Origin of the sequence: Corallococcus sp. AB011P (assembly GCF_003611605.1) — a bacterium.
In the GTDB taxonomy this organism is placed as follows: Bacteria; Myxococcota; Myxococcia; order Myxococcales; family Myxococcaceae; genus Corallococcus; species Corallococcus coralloides.
This window is the reverse complement of record NZ_RAVX01000002.1, coordinates 1,088,727-1,111,809: the sequence shown is the minus strand read 5'-3', so window position 1 is coordinate 1,111,809 and position 23,083 is coordinate 1,088,727. Positions and strand designations below refer to the sequence as shown.

General features: G+C 69.5%; 25 protein-coding genes. 15 read left to right on the top strand and 10 right to left on the bottom strand.

The features are described 5' to 3' along the window. A partial coding sequence (locus D7X30_RS09825) for an AHH domain-containing protein (protein ID WP_147443149.1) occupies positions 1-1,299 on the top strand: 1,299 nt, incomplete at its 5' end. Next, complete coding sequence (locus tag D7X30_RS42270; RefSeq protein ID WP_199724220.1) at positions 1,296-1,946, top strand: hypothetical protein; 651 nt, start codon at positions 1,296-1,298, stop codon at positions 1,944-1,946. The genes D7X30_RS09825 and D7X30_RS42270, both read left to right, overlap by 4 nt. Before the next feature lie 40 nt (positions 1,947-1,986). Here the strand turns inward: D7X30_RS42270 and D7X30_RS09815 are convergent, their stop codons facing one another. The 6 genes from D7X30_RS09815 to D7X30_RS09790 all read right to left on the bottom strand — a co-directional run bounded on the left by D7X30_RS09815 (position 1,987) and on the right by D7X30_RS09790 (position 8,006). Beyond that, positions 1,987-2,568: a dual specificity protein phosphatase family protein gene (locus D7X30_RS09815; protein WP_014393269.1), complete on the bottom strand. Its 582-nt coding sequence runs from the start codon at positions 2,566-2,568 to the stop codon at positions 1,987-1,989. Between the two features lie 19 nt (positions 2,569-2,587). Beyond that, positions 2,588-3,583 (bottom strand): hypothetical protein, encoded by a 996-nt coding sequence (locus tag D7X30_RS09810; protein WP_120562550.1) that lies wholly within the window; start codon positions 3,581-3,583, stop codon positions 2,588-2,590. Beyond that, positions 3,573-4,802 carry a GtrA family protein gene (locus D7X30_RS09805; protein ID WP_370039589.1) on the bottom strand — a complete coding sequence of 410 codons (1,230 nt, stop codon included), beginning with the start codon at positions 4,800-4,802 and terminating at the stop codon, positions 3,573-3,575. Before D7X30_RS09805 ends, D7X30_RS09810 begins: the two co-directional genes overlap by 11 nt. 4 nt (positions 4,803-4,806) lie before the next feature. After that, positions 4,807-5,742 carry a phosphatase PAP2 family protein gene (locus tag D7X30_RS09800; protein WP_120562548.1) on the bottom strand — a complete coding sequence of 312 codons (936 nt, stop codon included), beginning with the start codon at positions 5,740-5,742 and terminating at the stop codon, positions 4,807-4,809. Next, entirely contained in the window at positions 5,720-7,054 is a 1,335-nt protein-coding gene (locus D7X30_RS09795) for an inositol-3-phosphate synthase (RefSeq protein ID WP_120562547.1), read from the bottom strand. The genes D7X30_RS09800 and D7X30_RS09795 overlap by 23 nt, the downstream gene beginning before the upstream one ends. A gap of 430 nt (positions 7,055-7,484) precedes the next feature. After that, positions 7,485-8,006: a pyridoxamine 5'-phosphate oxidase family protein gene (locus D7X30_RS09790; protein ID WP_120562546.1), complete on the bottom strand. Its 522-nt coding sequence runs from the start codon at positions 8,004-8,006 to the stop codon at positions 7,485-7,487. A 166-nt stretch (positions 8,007-8,172) separates the two neighbouring features. Here D7X30_RS09790 and D7X30_RS09785 point away from each other — a divergent pair, with 166 nt between their 5' ends. Next, positions 8,173-8,667 carry a hypothetical protein gene (locus D7X30_RS09785; RefSeq protein ID WP_120562545.1) on the top strand — a complete coding sequence of 165 codons (495 nt, stop codon included), beginning with the start codon at positions 8,173-8,175 and terminating at the stop codon, positions 8,665-8,667. 10 nt (positions 8,668-8,677) lie between these two features. On the opposite strand, the gene D7X30_RS09780 is transcribed toward D7X30_RS09785, so the two are convergent. Further along, complete coding sequence (locus D7X30_RS09780; RefSeq protein WP_120562638.1) at positions 8,678-9,616, bottom strand: aldo/keto reductase; 939 nt, start codon at positions 9,614-9,616, stop codon at positions 8,678-8,680. Positions 9,617-9,765: 149 nt separating this feature from the next. Between D7X30_RS09780 and D7X30_RS09775 the strand changes: the two genes are divergently transcribed. The 8 genes from D7X30_RS09775 (at position 9,766) to D7X30_RS09740 (ending at position 17,808) form a co-directional block, all read left to right on the top strand. Next, on the top strand, positions 9,766-11,193 hold the full coding sequence (locus tag D7X30_RS09775) for a hypothetical protein (RefSeq protein ID WP_120562544.1): 1,428 nt from the start codon (positions 9,766-9,768) through the stop codon (positions 11,191-11,193). A 33-nt stretch (positions 11,194-11,226) separates the two neighbouring features. Then, positions 11,227-12,069, top strand: a complete 843-nt coding sequence (locus D7X30_RS09770) for a GIN domain-containing protein (RefSeq protein WP_120562543.1) — start codon at positions 11,227-11,229, stop codon at positions 12,067-12,069. A 52-nt stretch (positions 12,070-12,121) separates the two neighbouring features. Then, positions 12,122-13,129, top strand: coding sequence for a zinc-dependent alcohol dehydrogenase family protein (locus D7X30_RS09765; protein ID WP_120562542.1), 1,008 nt, complete (start codon positions 12,122-12,124; stop codon positions 13,127-13,129). Positions 13,130-13,224: 95 nt separating this feature from the next. After that, entirely contained in the window at positions 13,225-13,848 is a 624-nt protein-coding gene (locus D7X30_RS09760; RefSeq protein ID WP_120562637.1) for a DUF1360 domain-containing protein, read from the top strand. Between the two features lie 75 nt (positions 13,849-13,923). Beyond that, positions 13,924-15,330 (top strand): S41 family peptidase, encoded by a 1,407-nt coding sequence (locus tag D7X30_RS09755; protein ID WP_120562541.1) that lies wholly within the window; start codon positions 13,924-13,926, stop codon positions 15,328-15,330. Positions 15,331-15,486: 156 nt separating this feature from the next. Continuing rightward, positions 15,487-15,822, top strand: coding sequence for an HPF/RaiA family ribosome-associated protein (locus D7X30_RS09750; RefSeq protein ID WP_014393282.1), 336 nt, complete (start codon positions 15,487-15,489; stop codon positions 15,820-15,822). Between the two features lie 164 nt (positions 15,823-15,986). Beyond that, positions 15,987-16,586: a RedB protein gene (locus D7X30_RS09745; protein ID WP_120562540.1), complete on the top strand. Its 600-nt coding sequence runs from the start codon at positions 15,987-15,989 to the stop codon at positions 16,584-16,586. Between the two features lie 136 nt (positions 16,587-16,722). Then, on the top strand, positions 16,723-17,808 hold the full coding sequence (locus tag D7X30_RS09740) for an aldo/keto reductase (protein ID WP_120562539.1): 1,086 nt from the start codon (positions 16,723-16,725) through the stop codon (positions 17,806-17,808). An 82-nt stretch (positions 17,809-17,890) separates the two neighbouring features. On the opposite strand, the gene D7X30_RS09735 is transcribed toward D7X30_RS09740, so the two are convergent. Further along, complete coding sequence (locus D7X30_RS09735) at positions 17,891-18,043, bottom strand: type II toxin-antitoxin system RelE/ParE family toxin (RefSeq protein WP_199724219.1); 153 nt, start codon at positions 18,041-18,043, stop codon at positions 17,891-17,893. A 266-nt stretch (positions 18,044-18,309) separates the two neighbouring features. On the opposite strand from D7X30_RS09735, the gene D7X30_RS09730 reads away from it, so the two are divergent. From D7X30_RS09730 to D7X30_RS09715, 4 genes are all read left to right on the top strand, one after another. After that, positions 18,310-19,866, top strand: coding sequence for an AgmX/PglI C-terminal domain-containing protein (locus D7X30_RS09730; protein WP_147443148.1), 1,557 nt, complete (start codon positions 18,310-18,312; stop codon positions 19,864-19,866). Positions 19,867-19,943: 77 nt separating this feature from the next. Beyond that, positions 19,944-20,294 (top strand): helix-turn-helix transcriptional regulator, encoded by a 351-nt coding sequence (locus tag D7X30_RS09725; protein ID WP_120562537.1) that lies wholly within the window; start codon positions 19,944-19,946, stop codon positions 20,292-20,294. Then, positions 20,291-20,779: an SRPBCC domain-containing protein gene (locus tag D7X30_RS09720; protein ID WP_120562536.1), complete on the top strand. Its 489-nt coding sequence runs from the start codon at positions 20,291-20,293 to the stop codon at positions 20,777-20,779. The genes D7X30_RS09725 and D7X30_RS09720 overlap by 4 nt, the downstream gene beginning before the upstream one ends. Before the next feature lie 8 nt (positions 20,780-20,787). Then, a complete protein-coding gene (locus D7X30_RS09715; protein WP_120562535.1) occupies positions 20,788-21,108 on the top strand; it encodes a hypothetical protein in 321 nt (106 codons plus the stop codon). On the opposite strand, the gene pdxA is transcribed toward D7X30_RS09715, so the two are convergent. Beyond that, positions 21,029-21,988 (bottom strand): 4-hydroxythreonine-4-phosphate dehydrogenase PdxA, encoded by a 960-nt coding sequence (gene pdxA, locus D7X30_RS09710; protein WP_233591492.1) that lies wholly within the window; start codon positions 21,986-21,988, stop codon positions 21,029-21,031. The two genes, D7X30_RS09715 and pdxA, sit on opposite strands and share 80 nt — an antisense overlap. Before the next feature lie 89 nt (positions 21,989-22,077). Next, positions 22,078-23,049, bottom strand: a complete 972-nt coding sequence (locus tag D7X30_RS09705; RefSeq protein ID WP_120562534.1) for a peptidylprolyl isomerase — start codon at positions 23,047-23,049, stop codon at positions 22,078-22,080. Between the last annotated feature and the right edge of the window lie 34 nt (positions 23,050-23,083).

Here is a 23,083-nt window from a genome sequence, read left to right as displayed (position 1 = left end):
ACCGGCGTAGGACAGCTCGCGGCGGCGCTCATCCAGTTGGGCCTGGCGGCGTTCGGAGCCCATGGCCTCATCGAGGCCGGAGGGGAGGCCCTGAAGCACGCGCAGCTGTGGCTCACCCAGGCCTGGGCGGCCAATGGCTCCGCTGAGAAGCTGAAGGAGGCCAGCAAGTCCTTCCTCCGGATGCTGGTGAGCATCGCGATGGCGGCGCTGGCGCTGATGGGCGTGAAGACCAACACGGGACGTGGGCTCAAGCTGATGACGTCCGTGAGAATCACCCCGCCCCGCATCTACATGATGGCGGCGGCGGGGCCGGGAGGTGCCTACGCGGGTGTCCCCGTGTTCCAGCCGGGCTCCATCACCGCCGCTCCGTCTGTCCCACTGCCCTTCAATCCCTGGGGCTCCGGCGCACCGTTGTTATCGAAGGCGGTCGAGGAAGGCGGGGCGTCCAGACCGGACTCCGAGCCCACCCTGACCGAGCGCACGCTTGGTGACGCCGAGTTGGAGAGGCTGCTGGAGAAGCTCCCCAACTGGGACAAGCTCAAGGACTTCGTCGGACGCCGCATCCCGGCGGAGGGGACGCCGGAGTTCAACGCGTTCAAGCGGGAGCTCCAGGCCGCTGGCTACCGCCTGGAGAAGTTGAGTTCGGACTCCCAGCCGTATCGGCTGCGCCGTCCGGACGGGAAGGCCCTGGGCGACGAGTATGGGGCGCTCACGGTGACCGAAGAGGGATTGGTGGTGCTCAAGGCCGGCAAGGGCACGTCCCGCCTGAGTGTCTTCACCCGCTACCGGAAGAACTACCTGGACTGGGTGGAGAAGACCCAGGGCCCGGCGGCGCGGGCGGCGGCGGAGGTCCGGCTCTCCGCCGGTCATCCCATGCACCACCTCATCCCCGACGAGATCGCCCAGAGCCACCCACTGATCCGCATGGCCCTGGAGCGGATCAAGGGCTATACGATTGACCGGGGGTCGAACATCCTCGACATGCATTCGGGGATCAACGTGGAGGGCCAGCTCATCCACTCGGGCAGCCATCCCCTCTACAGCAGGTTCGTGCGTGCCCGGCTTGAATTTGCCTTGAAGGAGCTGTCCAGAAAGGGCTCCCCCTCCAGTTGGACGCCGCAGGCCATCGAGGAGGCCATCCTCAAGGTCGAGAACGAGCTGCGCCAGGCCATTCAATCCGGGAGCCTGAAGGAGCCGGTCATCAAGGTGATTCAGGAGCAGCGCGGCGGTAGGGTGCTCACGGGGAAGAAGCTGGCACTGTTGGAGCTGTCTCCCCACGGGGAGTCACACATCACATGATGTATGCATTGGCGACGGATGTCTCCCACATCGAGGAGGATGCGGATATCTACGACGTCAAGCTCATCGAGTTCGACGGCTTCGAGTCCGTGACGTTCTTCGATCCCGGCATTGACTACCAGCGCCAACAGGGCGCGCCCGAGGTCATGGAGTTCGTCGGCAATCTGGAGAGGATCGCCGGGCTCGACCACCTGTTCACCGCGCCCATGGGTTGGTTGCTGCTCTCCCGGCGCATGGTGCGCGTGCTCGAAGCAGTAGGCCCGTTCCGCCACCGCCTCATCCCCACCATCATCTACTCAGAACGCATCAAGCACCTCGTGAGCAAAGGGTACCCCCGGAGGCGGACCTGGCATTCGGTGACGGACCCTGCGCTGAAGAACGAGGACTTCGTCATCCTCCAGGTGCTGGAGCAGACAGACTGCCTCGACCGGGAGCGCACCCTCGTGAAGGGCGTGCCCTTCCACCAGTGCGACGAAGAGCTTCTGGGCGAGGATGACGCCGAGCCACTCGTGCTCCGCCCGCCACCCGGAGGCTTCCCGCCCGTGTTCTTCGTCCCCGAGCTGGCCTACTACTGCTACACCGAGGAGGCGCGGCAGGCGTGTGATCAGGCGGGACTGAAGGGCCTGTGGTGGCGCCCCCAGCCTTGAGCCCGGACGCCCAACCCCACGCCCGCATCCGGCGCGGATCCTAAGCGGCCTTCTCCGGCACGCCCGTCCAAGCAGCCACGAAGTCCGCCAGTCCGCGCAGTTGCCGGTCGTTGAGCGTCGCCTGCCAGCGCGCGTGGCGCACCGCCCGGTACGCCTCCGGCGCGTCCCAGCCGCGCGCCACCATCACCGCCAGCCCCATCAGCGGCCCGCGCCCCACGCCGTGCTCGCAGTGCGCGTACAGCACGCCGCCCGCGTCCAGCCGGGGCAGCGCCCAGCGCACCCCTTGCGACAGCTGCTCCACGGACGGCGGGTAGCGGTCCGTCACCGGCAGGCTGAGCAATTCGATGCCCAGCGCCGCCAGCGCCTCGCGGTCGTCACAGCGCTCCGCGCGCAGGTCGATGACGCAGGTGATGCCCCGGTCCTTCAGCTCGCCGTAGCGCGCGCGGGACACGCTGCCGCCCACGTGCAGCCACGGGTTCACCTGGGACACGTTGAGGGCGCGCTTGCCGGGCAGCTTGGTGGTCCACTCCACCCCGCGCGCCACCACCCGCAGCACCTGCTTGCGAACGAACCCCCGGACCCCGGGGACGTGATGCACCGACCGCAGCAACGACTCGCTCACGCTGAAAACCCCTGCTCCGCTACTCGCCTTCCAACGTCACTTCCATCAACCCGTCCACCGGCGCCTTGCCCGGACGCTCCATCACGCCCCGCAGCAGGTACGTCACCGGCGAGCCCACCACCGGCCGCACCAGCCCGCTCAGCACGCCCAGAGACTCCACCGGCGCGCTGCGCTGGAGCAGCGACGTGCCCTTGAGCGTCACGGCCGGCTTGCCGTCACGGTCGGTGAGCTCCGCCCGCCACGTGCTCTTCTCCTTCGCTCCCGTCTGCGTGAGCGTGAAGGACTCCAGGAGCTTCGCGGCCCCCTTGTCCTCCCAGACGTACACGGGCGCGTAGTCGCCCCCATGGCCCTCGCGCCCCAGCACCACCGCGTACGGCGGGCCCTTGATCGCGCGGAAGCGCACCCAGCGCTTCGCCAACTTCGCCGGCGCCACCGTGCTGCGCGAGTGGTCCGCGTACCCGCCGCCCGACAGCGTCACCGCCTCCGTCTTGGGCATCTGGAGCGTCACCTTCACGGGGCTGCCGGCCACCAGCACCTCGTGGCGGTAGCGGTCCTTGCCTTCCTCCACCACGGAGCCGTCCGTCGACCACGGCTCGGGCTTGCGCGCGTACTCCAGCGTCACCCGGCCGTTGTCCAACGGCGCGTCCACCGTCAGGCCCGTGTCCGAAGCCCGGGCGAGGCACGTGCCCAGCTTCAACGTGTCCGTGGTGGGCGCGTAGCTCCACTCCTTCGCGCCCACGCGCGTCTGCGGCGACCAGACCGCCTTGCCCGGCCGCAAGACCGTGGCGCGGCAGATGCCCGTGCGCGACCCCGGGCCGATGTTCGTCACCGTCAGGTTCACCGTCACGTAGGTGCCGTCTTCCGTGTCCGCCACGAAGGAGAAGCTCTCTCCGTACCGGTCGCTGGAGTCGTAGGACAACCCCAGCACGCCACCCGCAGCCGCCACCCCAGGAAGCGAAAGCAGGGCCCCCACCCACAGGGCCCTCAAGCCGCGGGCGAGCGTGTCACGCCGCATGGGGCCGCTGCTCCAGGAGCTCGTCCGAGGTGTCGTTGAAGACGTAGTCACGCTGCAGCGGCAGGTTCCACGCGAAGTACACGACGCCGCGCACCAACCACCAGCCCAGCGTGTACGCCAGCTGCGGGTGCAGCGTGAGCAGCGCCACGCCGCCCGCGTTGAGCAGGGCGCTGGTCGCGCTCACCAGCGTGTAGCGCGCCAGCTGCGGCGCCACCGCCCCCTGGCTGCGGAAGGTGATGACCCGGTTGAGGGAGTAGTTCACCACGCCGCCCAGCACGCAGCCGGCCACCGTGGCCCACACCGGGGAGAGGCCCCCCCACTCCACCATGCCCAGCACCGCGGCGAAGTCCACCGCCGTGGCGATGGCGCCCGCCGCCGCGTTGAAGCCGAACAGCGCCACGCCCGAGCGCTGCTTCACCGGCTTCTTGGGCGTCAGGGCCCGCACCAGCGTGCGGAAGCGCGCCAGCGCCGTGACGTTGCTCAGCACGGCCACGAACACCAGGCCCGCCACCGCCAGCCAGTGCATGGGGTGCTTCTCCGTCGGCCAGAACAGCGCCTCCAGGATGGGCGACAGCGCCGTGCCCACGCCGAGGAACAGCACCCGCTCCAGCCGCTGCATCGCGCCGTCGCGCACGCTCACGCCCAGGCCTTCACCCTTGGCGCGCACGTACGGCACCAGCGAGGAGCCCATCAGCGCCCCCAGCGCGGGCAGCAGCACCCAGGTGTCCCGGTAGTACCAGGCCAGGCCCATCAGGATGGCGGAGTCCACGTACCGGTCCAGCACGGAGTCCAGCGCCGCGCCCGCGGGGTTGGCCTCCTTGCGGGTGCGCGCCACGCGGCCGTCCATCACGTCCAGCACGCCCGCCAGGAGGAACAGCCAGCCACCCAGCGCGAAGCGGCCCGCCGCCACCGCCACGCCGGACGACACGCCCAGGAGGCCCGACAGCATGGACAGCGCGTTGGCCGGAAGGCCCGAGCGCAGCAGCACCCGCCACAGCGGCTGGATGACCCAGAAGAAGTAGTGGCGCAGGAAGAAGCCCACCAGCACCGACTTGCCGCGCGTCAGCGTCTCCGCGTCCCGGGGGATGCCCTTGATGGCACAGCGGATACAGAAGAGCACCAGTCCCACGAGGAAGTACGCGACCGCGAACAGCGCGGGCGCCAGCGCGGTCCAGATGCGCGCCGAGGGGGACAGGTCGCCACTCAGCAAGGCCAGCATGTTGTCATGCACGGGTGTTCCCTCCAGACGGCAGGGTCATGGGCGCCATCCCTGGCGCTTCCACGGCCCGTCTTGCGAAGACAGCCCTCACGACCACGAAGGCCACGACCGCCGCGATGCTTCCCGCGAGCACGTCGAGGACGTAGTGGTGCGTGAGATACACGGCGGAAAAAGCGACGAGCAGCGCGAACAAGATGGTGCCCACCCGCCACGCGAGGCCCTTGTGCCAGAGGACGAGCACCATCATCAGCGGATAGGCCGCGTGCAGCGACGGCATGGCCCCGAAGACGTTGGGGTTCTTGGCGTAGAAGTTCGCGAAGTAGTGGATGCCGAAGAAGGCATCGAAGCGCGCGGTGCCCGCGGGGCTGGGCGGCGCCGACAGGTCCGCGAGTCCCGGCCCGTACTTCAGCACGTACCAGGGGGGAGCCGCGGGGTAGATCACGTAGGTGACCACGCCGATGGCGTTCACCACGAAGAAGGCCCAGCATAGCTGTTCGAATCTCGCGTCCTTCTTGAAGAAGAACCACAGCGCCACGAGGAAGACCTCGTAGAGGTAGGCCGCGTAGGCCCAGCCGCACAGCAGGTCCAACGGTGTGTTGGGGTGACGCGACCACCACTCGGGCCAGTGCGTGCCGCCCGGGGCGGGGAACAGCACCTTCTCCAGGTTCCACAGGTCGCCGGTGTGGATGGTGCCGCGCAGCCACAGCCACAGCGGCTGGCTGTCCAGGATCATGCCGGTGAGCCACAGCGGGAACGCGCCGCGGAGGAACCGCCGCGGGCCGGCGCCGGCCCAGGCCAGCACCACCAGCAGCAGGTCCGCCGCGACGTGCTCCCACCGGACTCTTCCGGTGGAGACCACCAACGCGAAGTGGCCCGTCGCCATGACGGTGACGAGCCACTTGAACGCGGAGGCGTTCTTATCGGGCGAGCGGGAGGTCATCCCCGTAGTAGTCCAGCCCCAGGTGGGTGATGGGCTCTTCGCCCGCGACGACGCGCAGCGTGTTCTTCAGCTTGGTCAGCTGGATGAACAGGTCGTGCTCCACCGGCAGGCCCGGGTGGGCCATGGGGCTCTTGAAGTAGAAGGACATCCACTCCTGGATGCCCCGCCACTCCAGCCGCTTCGCCAGGTCCATGAACAGCGCGATGTCCAGGACCAGCGGCGCCGCCAGGATGGAGTCGCGGCAGAGGAAGTTGACCTTGATCTGCATCGGGTAGCCCAGCCACCCGGTGATGTCGATGTTGTCCCAACCCTCCTTCGCGTCGCCGCGGGGCGGGTAGTAGTGGATCGACACCTTGTGCGAGTACTTGTTGTACAGCTCCGGGTACAGGTCCGGCTGCAGGATGGTGTCGAGCACGCTCGACTTGGTCACTTCCTTGGCCTTGAAGGCCTGGGGATCATCCAGCACCTCGCCGTCACGGTTGCCCAGGATGTTGGTGGAGAACCACCCCTCCAGGCCCAGCATGCGCGCCTTGAGCGCGGGCGCGATGACCGTCTTCATCATCGTCTGGCCGCTCTTGAGGTCACGGCCCGCGACGGGCACGCCCTCCAGCTTGGCCATCTCCTGCAGCGCCGGCGTGTCCACGGCGGCGTTCGGCGTCCCGTTGGCGAACGGCACGCCCTCCTTGATGGCCGCGTAGGTGTAGAGCGCCGTGGGGTTGATGTCCGTGCTGTTGGCGTCCAGCGCCTTCTCGAAGTTGGCCAGCGTCTGGAAGGCCTCCGGCAGCGGGCGGAAGGTCTCCACGCTGCTGCACACCACCATCACGGCGCGCTTGGCGTTGAGCTCCTTCTTGAAGTCCCGGATGTCCTGGCGGATGGCCTCGATGCTCTCGCGGTGCGTCTTCGTGGCCTTGATGTGGTTTGCCGCGATGCGGCGCACGAACTCCGGATCATGCACGCCCGGCTTCGGCTTGATGCCCTGGAGGAAGGGCTTCACCTGCTCCAGGTGCTTGTCCGTCAGCACGCCCGAGCGCACGGCCACCTGGTAGGCGTCCTCACTGATGATGTCCCACGCGCCGAAGACGACGTCTTCCAGCGTGGCCAGCGGCACCAGCTCGTTGAGCTTCACGGTGCGGCCGTCGGTGCGCTTGCCCAGGCGGGCCGTGCCCATCTGCGTGAGCGAGCCAATGGGGGCGCCCTTGCCCTGCCGCGCCAGCTCCACACCCGCCATCAGCGTGGTGGAAACCGCGCCCAGGCCCGGGATGAGCACCGCCAGCTTGCCCTCGGGTTTCGCGACCTTCTTCTTATTCTCCATCGTCCTGATTCCTTCGAATGGCGGGAAATCGCTCCGCCCAATGAGCGTCTCCGAGTCCGTTCCATCCGGCGCCGGCAAGGATGCCGGACGGAAGGTGGAAAATCTCGAAAGCGGATGGTTGATACTCTAAACCGTCTGTCACTTCAACGTGATGTGTGGACGGTGTCCGGCTCGTACCACGGCGTCGGCCGGCTGCATGACTCGGGCCGGGGCCGCGTTACAAGCCAGGACGAACGGCGCTGTCAGAGAAACAGCAACCAAGGGACAAAAGTCTCACCCACCACGGCGGGCTCACTCGGGTGCGCCTGCCGGGTGGGCCGGGGTGGTACGAGTCTGAGGCTGTCCTGCTTTCACACACCCCATGACACACGTGTCAGGTTTTAAGAGCGTGGGAACCGCCGGCCTTCCGGCGGCCCCGTTCGGGTTCCCGTCAGTTGCGGCGGGGGGCGCCCCGGTCGAGCTTCTGGTTGTCGCCCGGGTGGTACTTGTCGCCGGTGAGGACGGCTTTCACGAACCCGACCAGCTGGACCATCTTGCTGTTGGGTGTGTCCCAGTACTCGGCCTTCTCGACGGAGACGCGCAGGAGGGCCAGGTTCGGATCATCCAGCCCTTGGGGGAACCAGGCCTTGAGGGCGGGGTTCCACAGCTCCTTCGCCTTGGCCTTGTCGTGGATCAGCGAGCAGCGACCGCTGACGGACACGTACCGGTCCCGCGTGGGGTCGGAGTAGGCGAGGCTGACGTGGTGGTCCTTCTGCACCTCGTCCACCTTGTGCGTGTGGTCGTTGGTGAAGAACCACAGCTCCCCGTCGAAGTCCTTGTCGTAGGTCCACATCGGCCGGCTGCGCAGGCTGCCGTCGGTGTCCACGGTCGTCATCATCGCGACCTTGATGCCGTGGATGAGCTTGCCCAGGTGCTCCACCACGTCCTGCGGACTCTTCGTCGTCGTCGTCATGTGCTCGCCTCCCTTGGGGGTTGAAGGTAGGCAGCGGCCTGGCAGCGAACATCGTCCGTACCGCCGGGTCGGCACCCCGGCAGCCGGGCGTGTGATAGGGGGCGTGCCGGGCCCTCTCGCTTGTTTCGTCCTTCGGAACGAGGCGTGCCGGCCGGGAGCGACACGGATGCTGAAGACCGCGTGGAACGAGTGGAGCCTGAAGGCGCTGCAACTGGAGACGGCCCTGCTGGCGCTGGAGGAGATTGAGCTGCCGGACGCGATGCACGCGCTCCAGGACGCGGCCCAGCAGAAGCTGCTGGAGCTGGCGCGGGCGTGGCAGAAGACGCAGCCCGCGAAGGAGCCGCGCCAGTGGACGCGCGAGGAGAAGGCGGGCGGCGCGCCTCGCGACGAAGAGCTGGCGGACCTGGTGAAGGGCTTCCGCGAGGACGGCAAGACGTGGACGCTCTACCGGCTCACCAGCGACAAGAAGGAAGTGGTGGAGACGTTGGTGTCCGAAGGGCGCGCGTGCATGGTGGCCGGTGGCGAGTACTACCTGGGCCAGTGGGACGCGGAGGAGGGCGTGCTGGAGGTGGGGCGCGACGACGAGGCCGGCGAGCCCGGCACCGGGCTGGTGCTGGAGCCGGGCGGAGAGCTGCGCTACTCGCCGTCACCTGACCTGTAGTCCGCGCCGCTCAGGATTCGAAGAGCTTCACCATCCGCGCGCGCAGCTTCTCGTCGGGGAGCCGTCCGAAGCCCGCCTTCACGTTGTCCTCCAGGTGGGCGGGGTCGGACGTGGCGGGGATGGGGCAGTTCACGGCGGGGTGGCCCAGGATGAACTTGAGGAAGAACTGGGCCCAGCTGGAGCAGTCGAACTCCGCGGCCCAGTCCGGCAGGGGCCGGCCCTTCATCTTGCGGAAGAGGTTGCCCTTGTCGAAGGGCTCCATGACGAGCACAGCCACGCCGTGCTCCTTCGCCGCGGGCAGCAGGCGCGCTTCGGCGTCGCGCATCGCGAGTGAGTAGGGCAGCTGCACGAAGTCCAGCTTGCTGCCCTGGATGTGCTTCTCCAGGTCGTCGAAGGCGCTGCGCAGGTAGTGGGTGACGCCCACGTAGCGGATCTTCTTCGCGGCCTTCATCTCCCGCAGCACGGGCAGGTGCACGTCCACGTCCAGCAGGTTGTGCACCTGCATCAAGTCCATGCGGCCGTGGCCCATCTTCTGGAGGGACGCTTGGAGCTGCGCCGCCCCTTCCGCCTTGCCGCGTGTCCAGACCTTGGTGGCGAGGAACGGGGTCTTCTCCTGGCCGGACTGCTTCAGCAGGTCGCCCACGACGGCCTCGGAGCGGCCGTACATGGGGGACGAGTCGATGAGGCGCGCTCCCGACGCGAAGAACTTCTGGAGGACCTGGGCCAGGGGCGCGCGTTCGTTCGCGGCGCCGCCAACGTCGAAGGTCTGCCAGGTGCCCATGCCGATGACGGGCAGGGCTTCGCCGGAGCTGGGGATGGGGCGGGTGAGCATGCGGGGACCGGGGGCCGGAGTCTGTGCGAGGGCGGACAGGGACGGCGCGAGCGCGGCGCCGATGCCCGCCACCAGGACCTCGCGGCGGGACGGGTGGGGAGGACGGGACGGGCGCATGGGGGAAGCGTAGCGGCCGGGAGCGCCGGACACCGGGCTTCGTGAGGGGTGAAGACGGGCAGGTGACAGTTCTGGAGGGTCGCGGTGTTCCCTTCGCCGCGAGGGGCGACGACGCCCTGCTCGAATCCTTTTTGAGGAAGGTCCAGGCGATGAAGCGCAAGGTCGCGGTGTGTGTCGGGGTGATGGTCGCGGTGGCGGCGGGAGCGGCCGGGGCCGAGGAGCGGACGGAATGGGCCGTCGCTCCGGAGTCACACTCCGCTCCCGTGCAGGAGGCACCGGAGCCCATGGCCGTCGCGGTCCCGGTCTCGGCGCTGTCCCCCGCGCCTCTCGTGGAGGCCGCGACGGGCGGTGAGCCCGCGCGGCCCGCGGGTGTCACCGTGGCGCAGCAGCGCTCGGACACGGAGGAGATCCACGTCCCAGTGGTGCTGATGGCCCTGCCGCACGTGAGCACGGCGGGCACGGCCACGGAGCGGCTGGTGACCACGTTCGCGCTCGGTGCGCTCGGGACGCATGCGAAGCGGGTGGATGGTGTGGCCATGTCCCTGGGCGCGAACTGGGTGGGTGAGTCGCTGTCCGGCGCGCAGCTCGCGCTGGGGGCCAACGTGGTGCGCGGCACCGCGTCCGGCGCGCAGTTCGCCGTGGGCGGCAACATCGTCACGGGCGAGCTGGAGGGTCTCCAGGCCGCGGTGGGCCTCAACGTCGTGAAGGGCGCGGCGGTGGCCGGTCAGTTCTCCGTGGGCGGCAACGTGGCCGGCGGCGAGCTGGCCGGTGGCCAGTTCTCCGTGGGCGCCAACATCGCGGGTTCGGGCGGCGTGGGGGCCCAGTTCACGGTGGGCGCGAACATCGCGACCGCGCAGTTCAGGGGCGCGCAGTTCTCGGCGGGCGCGAACCTCGCCTCGACGATGTCGGGCCTCCAGGCCTCCTCGGGCTTCAATTACGCGGGCCGGATGGAAGGCGCGCAGCTGTCGCTCCTCAACGTGGGCGGGGACGTGTCCGGCGCGCAGGTGGGGCTGATCAACGTCGCGGGCAAGGTGGACGGCCTCCAGTTGGGGTTGATCAACGTGGCGCGCGAGTCCCAGGGCGAGGCGCTGGGCCTGCTCAGCTTCATCGGCAACGGCCAGGCGAACCTGCAGCTGTGGGCCAGCGACCTCGCGTACACCAACGTCGCGGTGAAGTTCGGCGGCCGGCACTTCCACACGCTGCTGACGCTGGGCTTCAACCCGGGCACGGACACGCACCGCCGCCGCTACGTGGGAGGCATGGGCTTTGGCGCGCACATCCCCGCGGGGCCATTGTTCTTCGACCTGGATGTCATTGGCAGCGGCGTCCACACGGACAACCTCTTTCGCGATGGCGACGGCCTGAACGTGCTGGGACAGTTGCGGCTGGTGGCGGGCTGGCAGGTGGCGAAGCGGTTCGCGCTCATCGGCGGCGTCACCGGCAACACACTCGTGACCTGGGACAACGGGGACCGTTGGGAGGAGCTGGGCATCGGGCCCGAGTGGCGCAGCGTCTCCGACGGGGGACGCACCACCGTGCGCGTGTGGCCGGGCGTTCTGCTGGGCGTGCAGATCTGACGCGGCATTCGATTCGAAGTCCGGGAGGGGAACATGTGGAAGCGCTTGGGATGGGCCGCGCTCGCGGCGGGGATGCTGTCCAGCTGCTACTTCACCGACGAGATTCAGGGCGACGGCAACACCGTCACGGAGTCGCGCGTGGCGACCGGCTTCTCCACCGTGGAGAACCGGGGCTCGATGGAGGTGGTGGTGCGCGAGGGCGAGGTGCCGGACGTGAAGGTCACGCTGGATGAGAACCTCCAGCACCGCGTGCGCACCTTCGTGTCGCCCGGCAACACGCTGGTCATCGAGACGGACGGCTCGTTCGCGCCCCGGGGCCTGGCGCGCGTGGAGGTCCGTGTGCCGCGCATGGTGGGCGCGACGCAGGACGGCTCCGGCTCCCTGCGCGTGGAAGGATTCGAGCGGGTGAAGGAGGACGTGAAGCTGCTGGCGAAGGGCTCCGGCTCCCTGCGCTTCTGCGGCGGGGTGCGCACGCTGGAGGCGAAGCTCAGCGGCTCCGGGAACATGGAGTTGTGCGCGGCCGGTGAAGGCCTGGCCGAGTGGGTGGACCTGTCACAGTCCGGCTCCGGCGACCTGAAGTTCGAGGGGGCCGCGAAGCAGGTGCGCGCCCGGCTGGATGGCTCCGGCTTCACGACGCTCACGGGCGTCACCAACCGGCTCGACGCCTGGCTGGACGGCAGCGGTGGTCTCGGGGCCCCGGGCCTCCGGGCCGTGGACGTGAACATCACGTCGAAGGGCTCCGGCACCGTCGCCGCGTACGTGGACGGGGGCGGGGCGGTCATCGTGCTCGACTCGTCCGGGAACGTGGACCTGTATGGCCACGCGCTGTCGACCCAGCTCCGTGTCAACGGCAGCGGCCGGGTCATCTGGCACTGACTAGCTTGTCTTCGACACCCGTGGAGTGCGCGGGTGGGGAGGCAGGCGGGCCATGGCAGGGACCATGCGGGCGATGGTGCTCCACGCACCCGGACAGCGCCTGAGGCAGGAGGAGCGGCCCATCCCGGAGCCCGGGCCGGAGCAGGTGTTGTTGAAGGTGCACGCCTGCGCGGTGTGCCGCACGGACCTGCACGTGGTGGATGGAGAGCTGACGCGCCCGAAGCTGCCGCTGGTGCCGGGCCACGAAATCGTGGCGACGGTGGTGGCGGCGGGCGCGCGGGTGGAAGGCTTCGCCCCCGGGCTGCGCGTGGGCGTGCCGTGGCTGGGGTGGAGCTGCGGGCAGTGCCGCTTCTGCCGCTCCGGCCGGGAGAACCTCTGCGACACGGCGCGCTTCACCGGCTACGACATCGACGGGGGCTTCGCGCAGTACACCGTCGCGGATGCGCGCTTCTGCTTCCCGCTGCCGCTGTCGTACCGCGACGTGGAGGCCGCGCCGCTGATGTGCGCGGGGCTCATCGGCTTCCGCAGCCTGCGCATGGCGGGGGAGGGGCCCCGGCTGGGGCTGTATGGCTTTGGCGCCGCCGCGCACATCCTCATCCAGGTGGCCCGGTACCAGGGGCGCCGCGTGCATGCCTTCACGCGCGAGGGCGACGCGAAGGGCCAGGCGTTCGCGCGGGAGTTGGGCGCGGTGTGGGCGGGAGGTTCGGACACGCTGGCGCCGGAGCCGCTGGACGCGGCCATCCTCTTCGCTCCCGTGGGCGCGCTGGTGCCCGCCGCGCTGAAGGCCGTGGACAAGGGAGGCGTGGTGGTGTGCGGCGGCATCCACATGAGTGACATCCCGTCGTTCCCCTATTCGGTGTTGTGGGAGGAGCGCGTGGTGCGCTCGGTGGCGAACCTCACGCGTCAGGACGCGATGGACTTCCTGGCGCTGGCGCCGCGAGTGCCGGTGCGCACGGAGGTCCAGGTGTTTCCCCTGTCCGCCGCGAACGAGGCGCTCCAGGCCCTGCGTGAGGGCCGCGTGCGCGGGGCCGCGGTCCTGGACATGGCGGTGGCGGAGTAGGGCCGCGCTGGAGCGAGTGCCCGCGCGCCTGGCTGCCCGGATGCTTGAGGCCAGGGGGAGTGCACAGCTTTGGCGGCACGGAGGCTGTGCACCCCATGAAAGCGCTTCAGGAGACGGGACCGTTCGCTGGCTACGACTCGGAGCACCACCCGCTGGGCTCGTACGCGGCGCTCATCGGGACGTTCAGCACGTCGCTGGTCGGCTTCCTGGGCTGGATGAACGCGTCAGGGCGGCGGCTGCCGGAGCGCCTGGGGTGGAGGGACCTGGCGTTGTTCGGAGTCGCGACGCACGCGGTGACGCGGCTGGTGGCCCTGGACCGGGTCTTCGGTGTGCTCCGAGCACCGTTCACGCGCTACGAATCCGACAGCACCGCGGGCGAGGTGGTGGAGACCGCGCGCGGTGAAGGCCCCCGGCGGGCATTGGGCGAGCTGCTGGACTGCCCCTTCTGCCTGACGCCGTGGGTGGCCTCGGGCTTCATGGTGGCCTCGACGGTGCGCCCGCGCGAGACGCGCTTCGTGGCCTCCGTCTTCGCGCTCAGTGCGGCGTCCTTCTTCCTGCACCGGGCCTACGAATGGGTGGGCGAAGGGCTGCACCGCGCCCGTGCGCAGGCGCGAATCCTGGAGAATCAGAAGAAGGACTCCGACGAGGGCGTGCAGTTCCCCGGTCGTGGGCCGCAGGTCGTCGAGCCCGGCCGCGCCCCCATCCCGTCACCAAGTTGATGCGAGGCCGCTTCACCGTGAGTCGCTGAGCCTTGTTTCTGGCAATGGCTCGAGGGACCGCGTCGTAATCCAGGCATGCATCTCTTCCTCCTCGTGGGAGGCCTGCTGACGGCGGCCCCCTCCCCCTACCTGGACTCGCGGACCACCGGCGCCGCGTATTGCTACGACCCGGAGAGCCCCGTGCTGCACGAGGCCTTCCGCCGCCCGAAGCCCACGTCCGACACACGCGTGGACAGCGCGGCGCTGGCGGAGGACGTGCGCTTCCTGCACCAGGTCCTGCGCACCACGTACTCCGGCTGGCCGGAGCTGCTCGCGCACCGCACGTTCGATCCGGATGCCTTCTTCCAGGACTGGAGCACGAAGGTGGCCGCGTCCGGGCCTACCGTGTCCTTCCAGGACGGCGTGCTCACGCCGACCATCGCCGTCCGCGAGGCACTGACGGACAACCACTTCGGTCCGTCCGGCCTCCTGAGCATGCTGCGCGAGGAGCCACGGCTCGCCTTCCGTGAGTACCAGGCCGACGCACCTCCGGGACTTCAACTCACATCCTGTGACGCGAACACCGTGGAGGGCGCGCAGGCGGACACGCTGCGGGTGGCGCCGGTGCTGAAGCCGGATGGCTCCCGTGCACAGCGGCTCACCGTGTCCGCGCGAGGCGGAGGCGATGCGCGGACGCTCCGCTGTGGCGACACGTCGCTGCCGCTCAAGGTCCGCCCCCCGCGCCCGGCCCGTGAGTTCGCGCCGAAGGACATCTACACGTACGAGCCGAAGGGCGACGTGGGCATCATCACGATCCGCCGCTTCTCCGGACCGCCGGAAGCGGAGGCCGGGCTGCGCCAGTTCGTCGCGGACGCGCCGAAGCACCGCAAGCACAAGCTGCTCGTGTTCGACCTCCGGGGCAACAGCGGTGGCAACGACGGCTACGTGTACGAATGGCTGGACACGATGGTGCGCGGGCCGTGGTTCTCTTCCGGCGAAGTGTGGATGCACGGCGCCTTCTTCCCGTGCTTCGAATGGAACTCACGCGTCCAGCGGCAGGCCATGGATGGACGGCTGGACACGCCGGAAGCGAAGGCCGAACGTGAAGCCATCCGGCCGAAGTGGCCCGTGAAGCCGGAGCCCTCGCGCCCCGTGTTCGACAGCGGCCGCGCGGAAGGCCATGCGAAGACGCCCTTTACCGGGCGCATCGTGGTGCTGGTGGACCGGGACTCCGCTTCGTCGGGAGAGAGCGGAGCCTACGCCCTGCACCGCGCCACGGGAGCGCCGCTGGTGGGCGAGCGGACCGGAGGTTTCCTCACCTACGGCAACGCGCCGAGCTTCGTCCTGCCGCGCACGGGGTTCGCGTGGGTGGTGCCCACCAAGCGCAACTACTTCGACGCCCCCGTGGAAGGCGTAGGACACGCCGTGCAGGTGTACCTGGACGCGGAGGAGCTGGGGCGGCCAGTAGCGGAGCTGCTGCCTCGCTTGCGCAAGCTGCCATGAGTCAACGTGCACCATGCAGCGGGGCGCGTGTCCCGTCATGCCCCGTCAAATGGGGGCCGTTATAGGTGTTTCGTGGGCCCGGGACGTTGGCCGGGCTCATGCAATGCCTTGAATCCACACCGGCTCCAGAGCACGGAGCCCTACCCGAGGCGGACGATGAAGCGCGCACTGCGAATCACCTACCGGGGCATGGAGACGAGCGACACCCTCAACGAGCACATCCGCGACCAGGCGGACAAGCTGGAGCAGTTCTACGACGGCATCACCGGCTGCAACGTGGTGGTGGAGGAGCCGCACCGCCACCATGCCCAGGGGCACCACTTCCACGTCCGAGTGGAGCTGCACGTGCCCGGCAGGGACATCATCGCGGACCGGGAGCCAGCGGAGCTCGCGGCCCACGCGGATGCCTACCAGGCCGTCACCGACGCCTTCGAGGCCGCGCGGCGCCAGCTGCAACACCACGCGGACCGCCAGCACGCGTACCACCGCTAGTCATTGCAGGCTGACCGTGGTGCGCAGGAGCGCCATCCTGTCGCACGTCGGCCTGTCGGGGAACACGGGCACCGGACACTGACCCGGCCCTGGAGGGCGCGACGCCGCCGGGGCGGGTGACGGTAGCGTCACGGGGGACGGACACCTCCCAGGAGTCGTTCGGAATGAAGGGGCCTTCTACCCGGGGCTGGCTGATGCTCGCGGGAGCGCTGTGGTTGGGCGGAATCGGCGCGGGTGTCGTGGCGCTGGCCCGGTACTCGATGACGCCGGGAGTCGCGCCCGTGACGGCGGCGACGTGGCCGGAGGGAGCGCGGCTGACGCGTGGGACCGGACGTCCGGTGCTGGTGATGCTCGCGCATCCGAAGTGCACCTGCACGCGAGCGAGCCTGGCGGAGCTGGCGGAGGTGATGGCGCACGTGGACAGGCGCGCGGACGCCTTCGTCCTGTTCCTGCGTCCGGAGGGACTGGAGGACGGCTGGGAACAGGGAGACCTGTGGCGCACGGCCGCGAGCATCCCGGGCGTCACGGTGCTGCGTGACCCGGACGGCCTGGAGGCGAAGCGCTTCGGCGCGACGACCTCCGGGCACGTGGTGCTCTACGGCGCGGACGGGCGCCTGCGCTTCAGCGGAGGCATCACGGTGGCGCGAGGGCACGTGGGCGACAGCGCGGGACGCGAGGCGCTGGAGCGCGTGCTGAGTGAGGACGGCGAGGGAGGCGGCACGCCGGTGTATGGCTGCGCGCTGGAGGAGCGCAGGGAGCTCTGAGGCGCGCGGATGTCCGGCGTTGATCGGATGGGCGCGGGAGCCTGTCTGGCGTTGGACGTCCGAGGGCAAGGGCGGTTGGCGCTGTGGAGGCGTCTGGGATTGGCTCCGCACTTTGCCATTCGCGAGGGAGCCGCCCATGTCGCTCGACCACTACGTCACCCTGGGCCGCTCCGGCCTGCGCGTCAGTCCCTTCTGCCTGGGCGCCATGACGTTCGGCGAGGACCTGGGCTGGGGCAGCAGCGTGGAGACGTCCAACGCCATCCTGGACCGCTTCATCGAGCGGGGCGGGAACTTCATCGACACGGCGAACGTGTACACGTTCGGGCACGCGGAGAAGATCATCGGGGACCACATCGGGAAGCACCCCGCGAAGCGCGACCGGGTGGTCATCGCCACGAAGTTCTTCGGCAACCTCTTCGAGAGGGATCCAAACGGCGGCGGCGCGGGCCGCAAGTCGGTGATGGCGGCGTGTGATGAGTCGCTGCGCCGGCTGCAGACGGACTACATCGACCTGTACTGGATGCACGCCTGGGACGCGAACACGCCCATCGAGGAGACGATGCGGGCGCTGGACGACCTGGTGCGCTCCGGCAAGGTCCGCTACGTGGGCTTCTCCGACACGCCCGCGTGGAAGGTGGCGCAGGCGCAGGTGATGGCCTTGTTCCGGGGCTGGGCGCCGCTGGTGGCGTTGCAGATCGAGTACTCGCTGCTGGAGCGCACGGTGGAGGGCGAGCTCATCCCCATGGCGCGGGAGCTGGGGCTGGGCGTGACGCCGTGGTCGCCGCTGCGCAGCGGGGTGCTGAGCGGCAAGTACACGCGGGAGAACGCGGGCAAGCAGAAGGCGGACCGGGGTGCGTGGGCGGAGGCGTCGCTCAACGAGAAGACCTACAAGCTCATCGACGTGCTCCATCGCGTGGCGAAGGAGCAGAACACCTCGGTGGCGCGAGTGTCGCTGGCCTGGGTGCAGGGCCGGCCGGGCGTGGCGTCCACCATCCTGGGTGCGCGCACGCTGGAGCAACTGGACAACAACCTGGGCGCGCTGGACGTGAAGCTCACGCCGGAACAGGTGAAGGCGCTGGATGACGAATCCCAGCCCACGCTCAACTTCCCGGCGGCCTTCCTCCAGGGCGCGCCCTCCTTCATGCACGCGGGCCTGCGCGTGAACGGAGTCCAGGCCCCGCCCAGCAACCTGACGCCCAAGGCGGGCGCCCCTCGGTACTGAGGTGGCACGCCGTGTCGGGACGTTCCGTTTGATGCGTACAGAACGTACGTTTCCCGAGGAACGGCCATGATGGAAGTCAGCATCACCGAGGCGCGCCCATGGGCCGGGGCTCCGTGGCCAGCGCGTCGATCCGCTTCGCGATGCGGCGCTGATGGACCGGATCCACCGCGGCGAACTGCTTCACGGCGGTCTGGAGGAACTCGACCGTATGGGTGGCGGAGGGCCTCGTGCTCATGCAGGGCGGGTAGGCCCCGAGTGTCTACCTCCCCCTCCTGACATGGCGGGTTGGCAGTGGAAAGCCGAACCCTGTCGGCACACCGGCGTACAGTGTGGAGTGCGGGGCCGTACGTTTCGGGGCTCGCGCGGGGGCAAATGACCGCTGGAGCGTTCACGGCTGGACGCTCGCGGTAGCGCGAACGGGGGTCGTTCCTAACATCGGCCCCCTGGCAGTGAGTCAGTGGTCGGGCGGTCTGGCGCGGCATGGGCGGCGGGGAGGGTGGCGTGAGCGAGCTACTGACGGGTGATGTGTCTTCGCGGGCGCAGGTGGGTGGTTCGGACTTCTCCCGCGACCCCGAGACCTTCGAAGCAGAGCTGGATGCGTGCCTGGATCGCGCGCTCTCCTCCGAGACTTTCGAAGAAGAGGACATCGTGCCGGAGTCCTTCGCGACCGGCCCCCTGCGCACGCTGCTCGACCTGGCCTCCACGGAGGAGACCTGGCTCCAGTCGCTGCCGCCGCCTTCCAACGACAACGTGGAGCCCCAGCTCACGCTGTCCGCCGAGGCCGCGAACTTCGTCATCCCGGAGTGGCTGCGCGCGGACGAGTCCCCGTCCAGCACCTCGCAGGAGAACTCCTGTGGCGCCGTGACGTCGTGGGACGCCGCGCCGCCGTCGCCCGCCTGGGCCACGCCCGGCTCTCCGGCCGAAGCCTACGCACCGCAGCCGTGGATGCCGTACGCCCCGGTCGCGCCCGAGCCTCCGCCGCCCGCCATCGCCGATGCGTCCACGCGCATCCTCGGCATGAGCCCCATGTCCTTCGTCAGCGCCGTGGCGATGGGCGCGCTCGCCGCGGGTCTCCTCGTCGTCGCGGGCCTGCGGCTCACGTCGAAGGATGAGGCGCAGCCCGCGCAGCAAGCGCAGCCCCTGGCCGGCACCGTGGGCGCTCCGGGCACCATGGTCGCGCGGGTCGGCGCTCCGGGCACGCAGGGCTCCGCGACGACTCAGTCGGGCACCGCGGCCACGCACGTTGGCGCCGCGGGCGCACAGGGCCTCACGGGCAGTCTGCCGGCCACGCCGGACTTCTCGCAGTCCATCGCTGGCGGCGTGAACACACCCGCCCTGACGGACGCGCAGCGCGCCGCGCAGGCCCTCACGCCGAACACGCCCGTCCTCGCGGGCCCCGCGAGCGCGGGCCTGACCACCGGCCTGCACACGCTGGCTCCGGACCCCACGCCGTCCACGCAGCCCGCGCCGGTGACGCAGAAGAAGGCCCCCGTGGCCCAGCGCGCGGCCACGCTCGAAGCGCCCGAGGACACCAGCGAGGTCCGTGAGATGTCCTTCGGCAGCGAAATCTCCGAGGAGGAACTGGCCCGGGCCCGTCAGGCCGCCGCCGAAGCCGAGGCCGAGGAAGCCGCGCAGCCTGAATCCGAAATCGACGAGGACTTCGCCCGCGAGCTCGGCTTCACCGACGAAGAGGGGGCCCCGGAGTCCTCCGCCGCGAAGCAGGCCCAGGAGAAGACCGTCTACATCCCGCCGGCCCCGACCTCCGAGCGCGAGCAACTCGCGGCCTCGGACATCACCAACGTGGTCGTCACGAACCAGCCCGCCATCGCCACCTGCGTCCAGAACCTCAAGGCCGGCACCGCGCTGGAGAACGGCGGCCGCTTCCAGCTGCGCTGGTCCGTGGACACCGCCGGCACCGTCTCCGGCGTGGCCATGGAGACCGAAGCCCTGAAGGGCTCCCCGCTCGCCGGCTGCATCGAGGATCAGGTGCGCGGCTGGAAGTTCCCCGTGCACCGCGTCGCCATGAACGCCCCCGTGCACTACCCCTTCGTCTTCTAGCCCGCCCGCTCACCCGCCAGGCCCACGCGAAGGGCCTTGGACAGTCAAAGCATTCACGGATATGTATATACACGTCCATGAATGTTGACGTCTTCCAGACCCTGGCCGACCCCACGCGCCGCCGCATCGTCGAGGCGCTGAAGGGCGGCGAACTGGCGGTGAACGACCTGGTGGCGCGGGTGGACATCCAGCAGTCGGGTGTCTCCCGTCACCTGGGGATCCTCCAGGAGGCGGGCTTCGTCCAGGTCCGCCCCGAGGGCACGAAGCGGCTGTACTCGCTTCGCCCGGAGCCCTTTCAGGAGCTCGATGCCTGGGTCACCGGGTATCGGAGCCTCTGGGAGGCCCGCCTCGACCGGTTCGGCCAGGCGCTCGAGCGAAGACGCAAGGCACGCACGGACGCCCCCAAATCCGAGGAGGAACCCCCATGACGACCGAAACCGCGAAGCGCAGCACCGTCACCTTCGACCGCAGCTATCCGGCGACGCTCGACGAGGTCTGGGAGCTGTGGACCACGAAGGACGGCTTCGAGTCCTGGTGGGGTCCGGAGGGCTTCTCCGTGAAGGTGCACGAGCTCACCGCGAGCCCGGGCGGCCTGCTGCGCTACGACATGATCGCCACCGCGCCGCAGGTCATCGAGGGCATGAAGAAGATGGGCATGCCCCTCTCCAGCCCGAGCAGCCTCACGTACACGGAGCTGACGCCGAAGAAGCGGCTCGCGTACCGGCACGCGGTGGACTTCATCCCCGGCGTCACGCCGTACACCGTCTCCACGGTGGTGGAGTTCGAGGCGAAGGGCGGCACCGTGCGGATGGTCGTCACGTCCGACGCCATGCACAGCGAGGAGTGGACGAAGCGGGCGTCCATGGGCATGGAGAGCCAGCTCAACAAGCTCGACAAGCGGTTCCAGCGTTAGATTGGCGCATGGCCGCGCGGGAGGACCCAGACCCCATCGAGTTGCACCTGTGTCACCGTTGCCTGATGCGGCTGCCGGTGGACGCGGGCGGGGTGGACCTTCCGCGCCGGGTGCGTGAAGCCCTCAAGGCCCACGGCCTGGCGGGCAAGACGCAGCTCATCCCCGCGTCCTGCCTGGGTCACTGCCCCACGGGGAAGGTCACCGTGCTCGTCGTCCCTGACGCCACGGCGCGGGGTACGCACGCGAAGCTCATCGACCCGAAGGAGGACGGCGAGGACCTCGCGAAGCACCTGTCCGCCCGGCTCCCGACGAAAGCCGGGCCGCCTTGAGCAGGGCCTCCATCATGGGCACGCAGCTCGCGGTCCCCGTGCCGGCAATCGCATAGGCGGTGCCGTGGTCCGGCGACGTGCGAGGCACCGGCAGGCCCAGCGTCACGTTCACCGTGCGCTCGAAGTCCAGCGCCTTGGCCGGGATGAGCCCCTGGTCGTGGTACATGGCCAGCACCACGTCGTACTTCGCGCCCACCTCGTCGGGCCGCGCGAACAGGCCATCCGCGGGGATGGGCCCATGCGCATCCACCCGCTTCGCCCGAGCGAGGCGGATGGCGGGACCAATCACCTCCACCTCCTCGCGCCCCAGCATCCCGCCCTCGCCCGCGTGGGGGTTGAGCCCCAGCACGGCGATGCGCGGCTTGCGGCCCACCACCGGCTGCAGGCTGCGCGAAAGCAATTGGAGCTGCGCCACCAGCTTCTCCACCGTCAGCAGCTTCGGCAGCGCGGAGATGGGGACGTGGTTCGTCGCCAGCGCGATGCGCACGCGCGGCCCGTCCATCATCATCAACACGTCCACGCCGAACGCGTCCGCCAGCACCTCCGTGTGGCCCATGAACGGGATGCCCGCGCGCGAAATCTCCTCTTTCGACACGGGCGCGGTGCACAGCGCGTCCACTGTCCCGGCGCGCATCGCGTCGATGGCGGCCCGCACGTACGCGTACTGCGCCTTGCCGCCTTCGCGCGTGGGCTTGCCCGGCACGCGGTGCTTCGCCGGAAGGTACGTCACTTCCACCACTGCCGGCCCCTCCGTGCGGCCCAGGTCCGTAGGGGCCACGCGTGGGAAGCGGCGGAAGAGGGGAAAGCCGTCCAGTGTGGGCCCGTCCCCGAACACCACCGGCACCAGCGCGCGGCGCACCGCGGGCTTCGCCAGCGCCATGGCCGTCACCTCCGGCCCGATGCCCGACACGTCCCCCAGCGAGATGCCCACGCGGGGGCGCGTGTCCTCCGTGGTCACCGGGCGCGGGCTCACATCTTCACTTCGACGTTGGCCTTCGAGCGCAGCTCCTGGACGTACTGGTCCAGGAACTTCTCCGTCTTGTCGTTGAGGAGCTTGGACTCCAGCTTGGGCTTCATCTCCTCGAAGGAGGCCACGGCGATGTTGCGGCGCTCCTCCACCTTCAGGATGTGCCAGCCGAAGTTGGTGCGGATGGGCTCGCTGACTTCACCCTCCTTGAGGTTGAAGGCGGCCTTTTCGAAGGCGGGCACCATCACGCCGCGCTTGAAGTAGCCCAGGTCGCCGCCGTCCGCCGCGCTGGGGCCCTCGCTGCGGGCGCGCGCCAGGGCGGAGAAGTCCATGCCCGGCCGGCGGGCTTCCTGTGCGATGCCCTCCGCCTTCTGCTTCGCGGCGGCCACCTGCTCCGGCGTGGCCTTGGCGTCCACCTGCACCAGGATGTGGCGGGCGTGCACCTCCACGTCCTCGCTCTCCATGCGCGTGTACTGCGTGTACGCGGCCTTCAGGTCCTCCTCGGTGACCTTCACCTTGGGGCCCACCTTCAGGCGCAAGAGCTTGTCTCGCACCACGCGCTTTCGGAGCATGTCCTTGTAGCTGGCGAGCGAGAAGCCCTCGTTCTTGAGCAGCTGCTCGAACTGGCTCATGTCGCCGACGTTGTTCTGCTTGAGCACGTCCTGCACCAGCTCATCCACCTCCGCCTCGGTGGTGGTGATGCCCAGCTGCTGGACCTCCGACTCCATCAGCTTCTCGCCGATGAGCGTGTCCAGCGCGGTCTTCATCAGCTGCGCGCGGGCCTCGGCGCGCTTGTGCGGGTCGATTTCGGAGTTCACGCGCTGGAGCTCCGGCGCGGCGCGCTGCTGCACCTCCGACAGCGGGATGATGTCGCGGTTCACCACCGCCGCCACCTTGTCCACCAGCTCCGCGCGGGCGGACGTGCCCCCTGCCAGGAGCATCACCGCCGCCAGGAACGCCACCAGGTTCTTCATCGCAACGACCCTCTTGAACACCATGACACCGGCG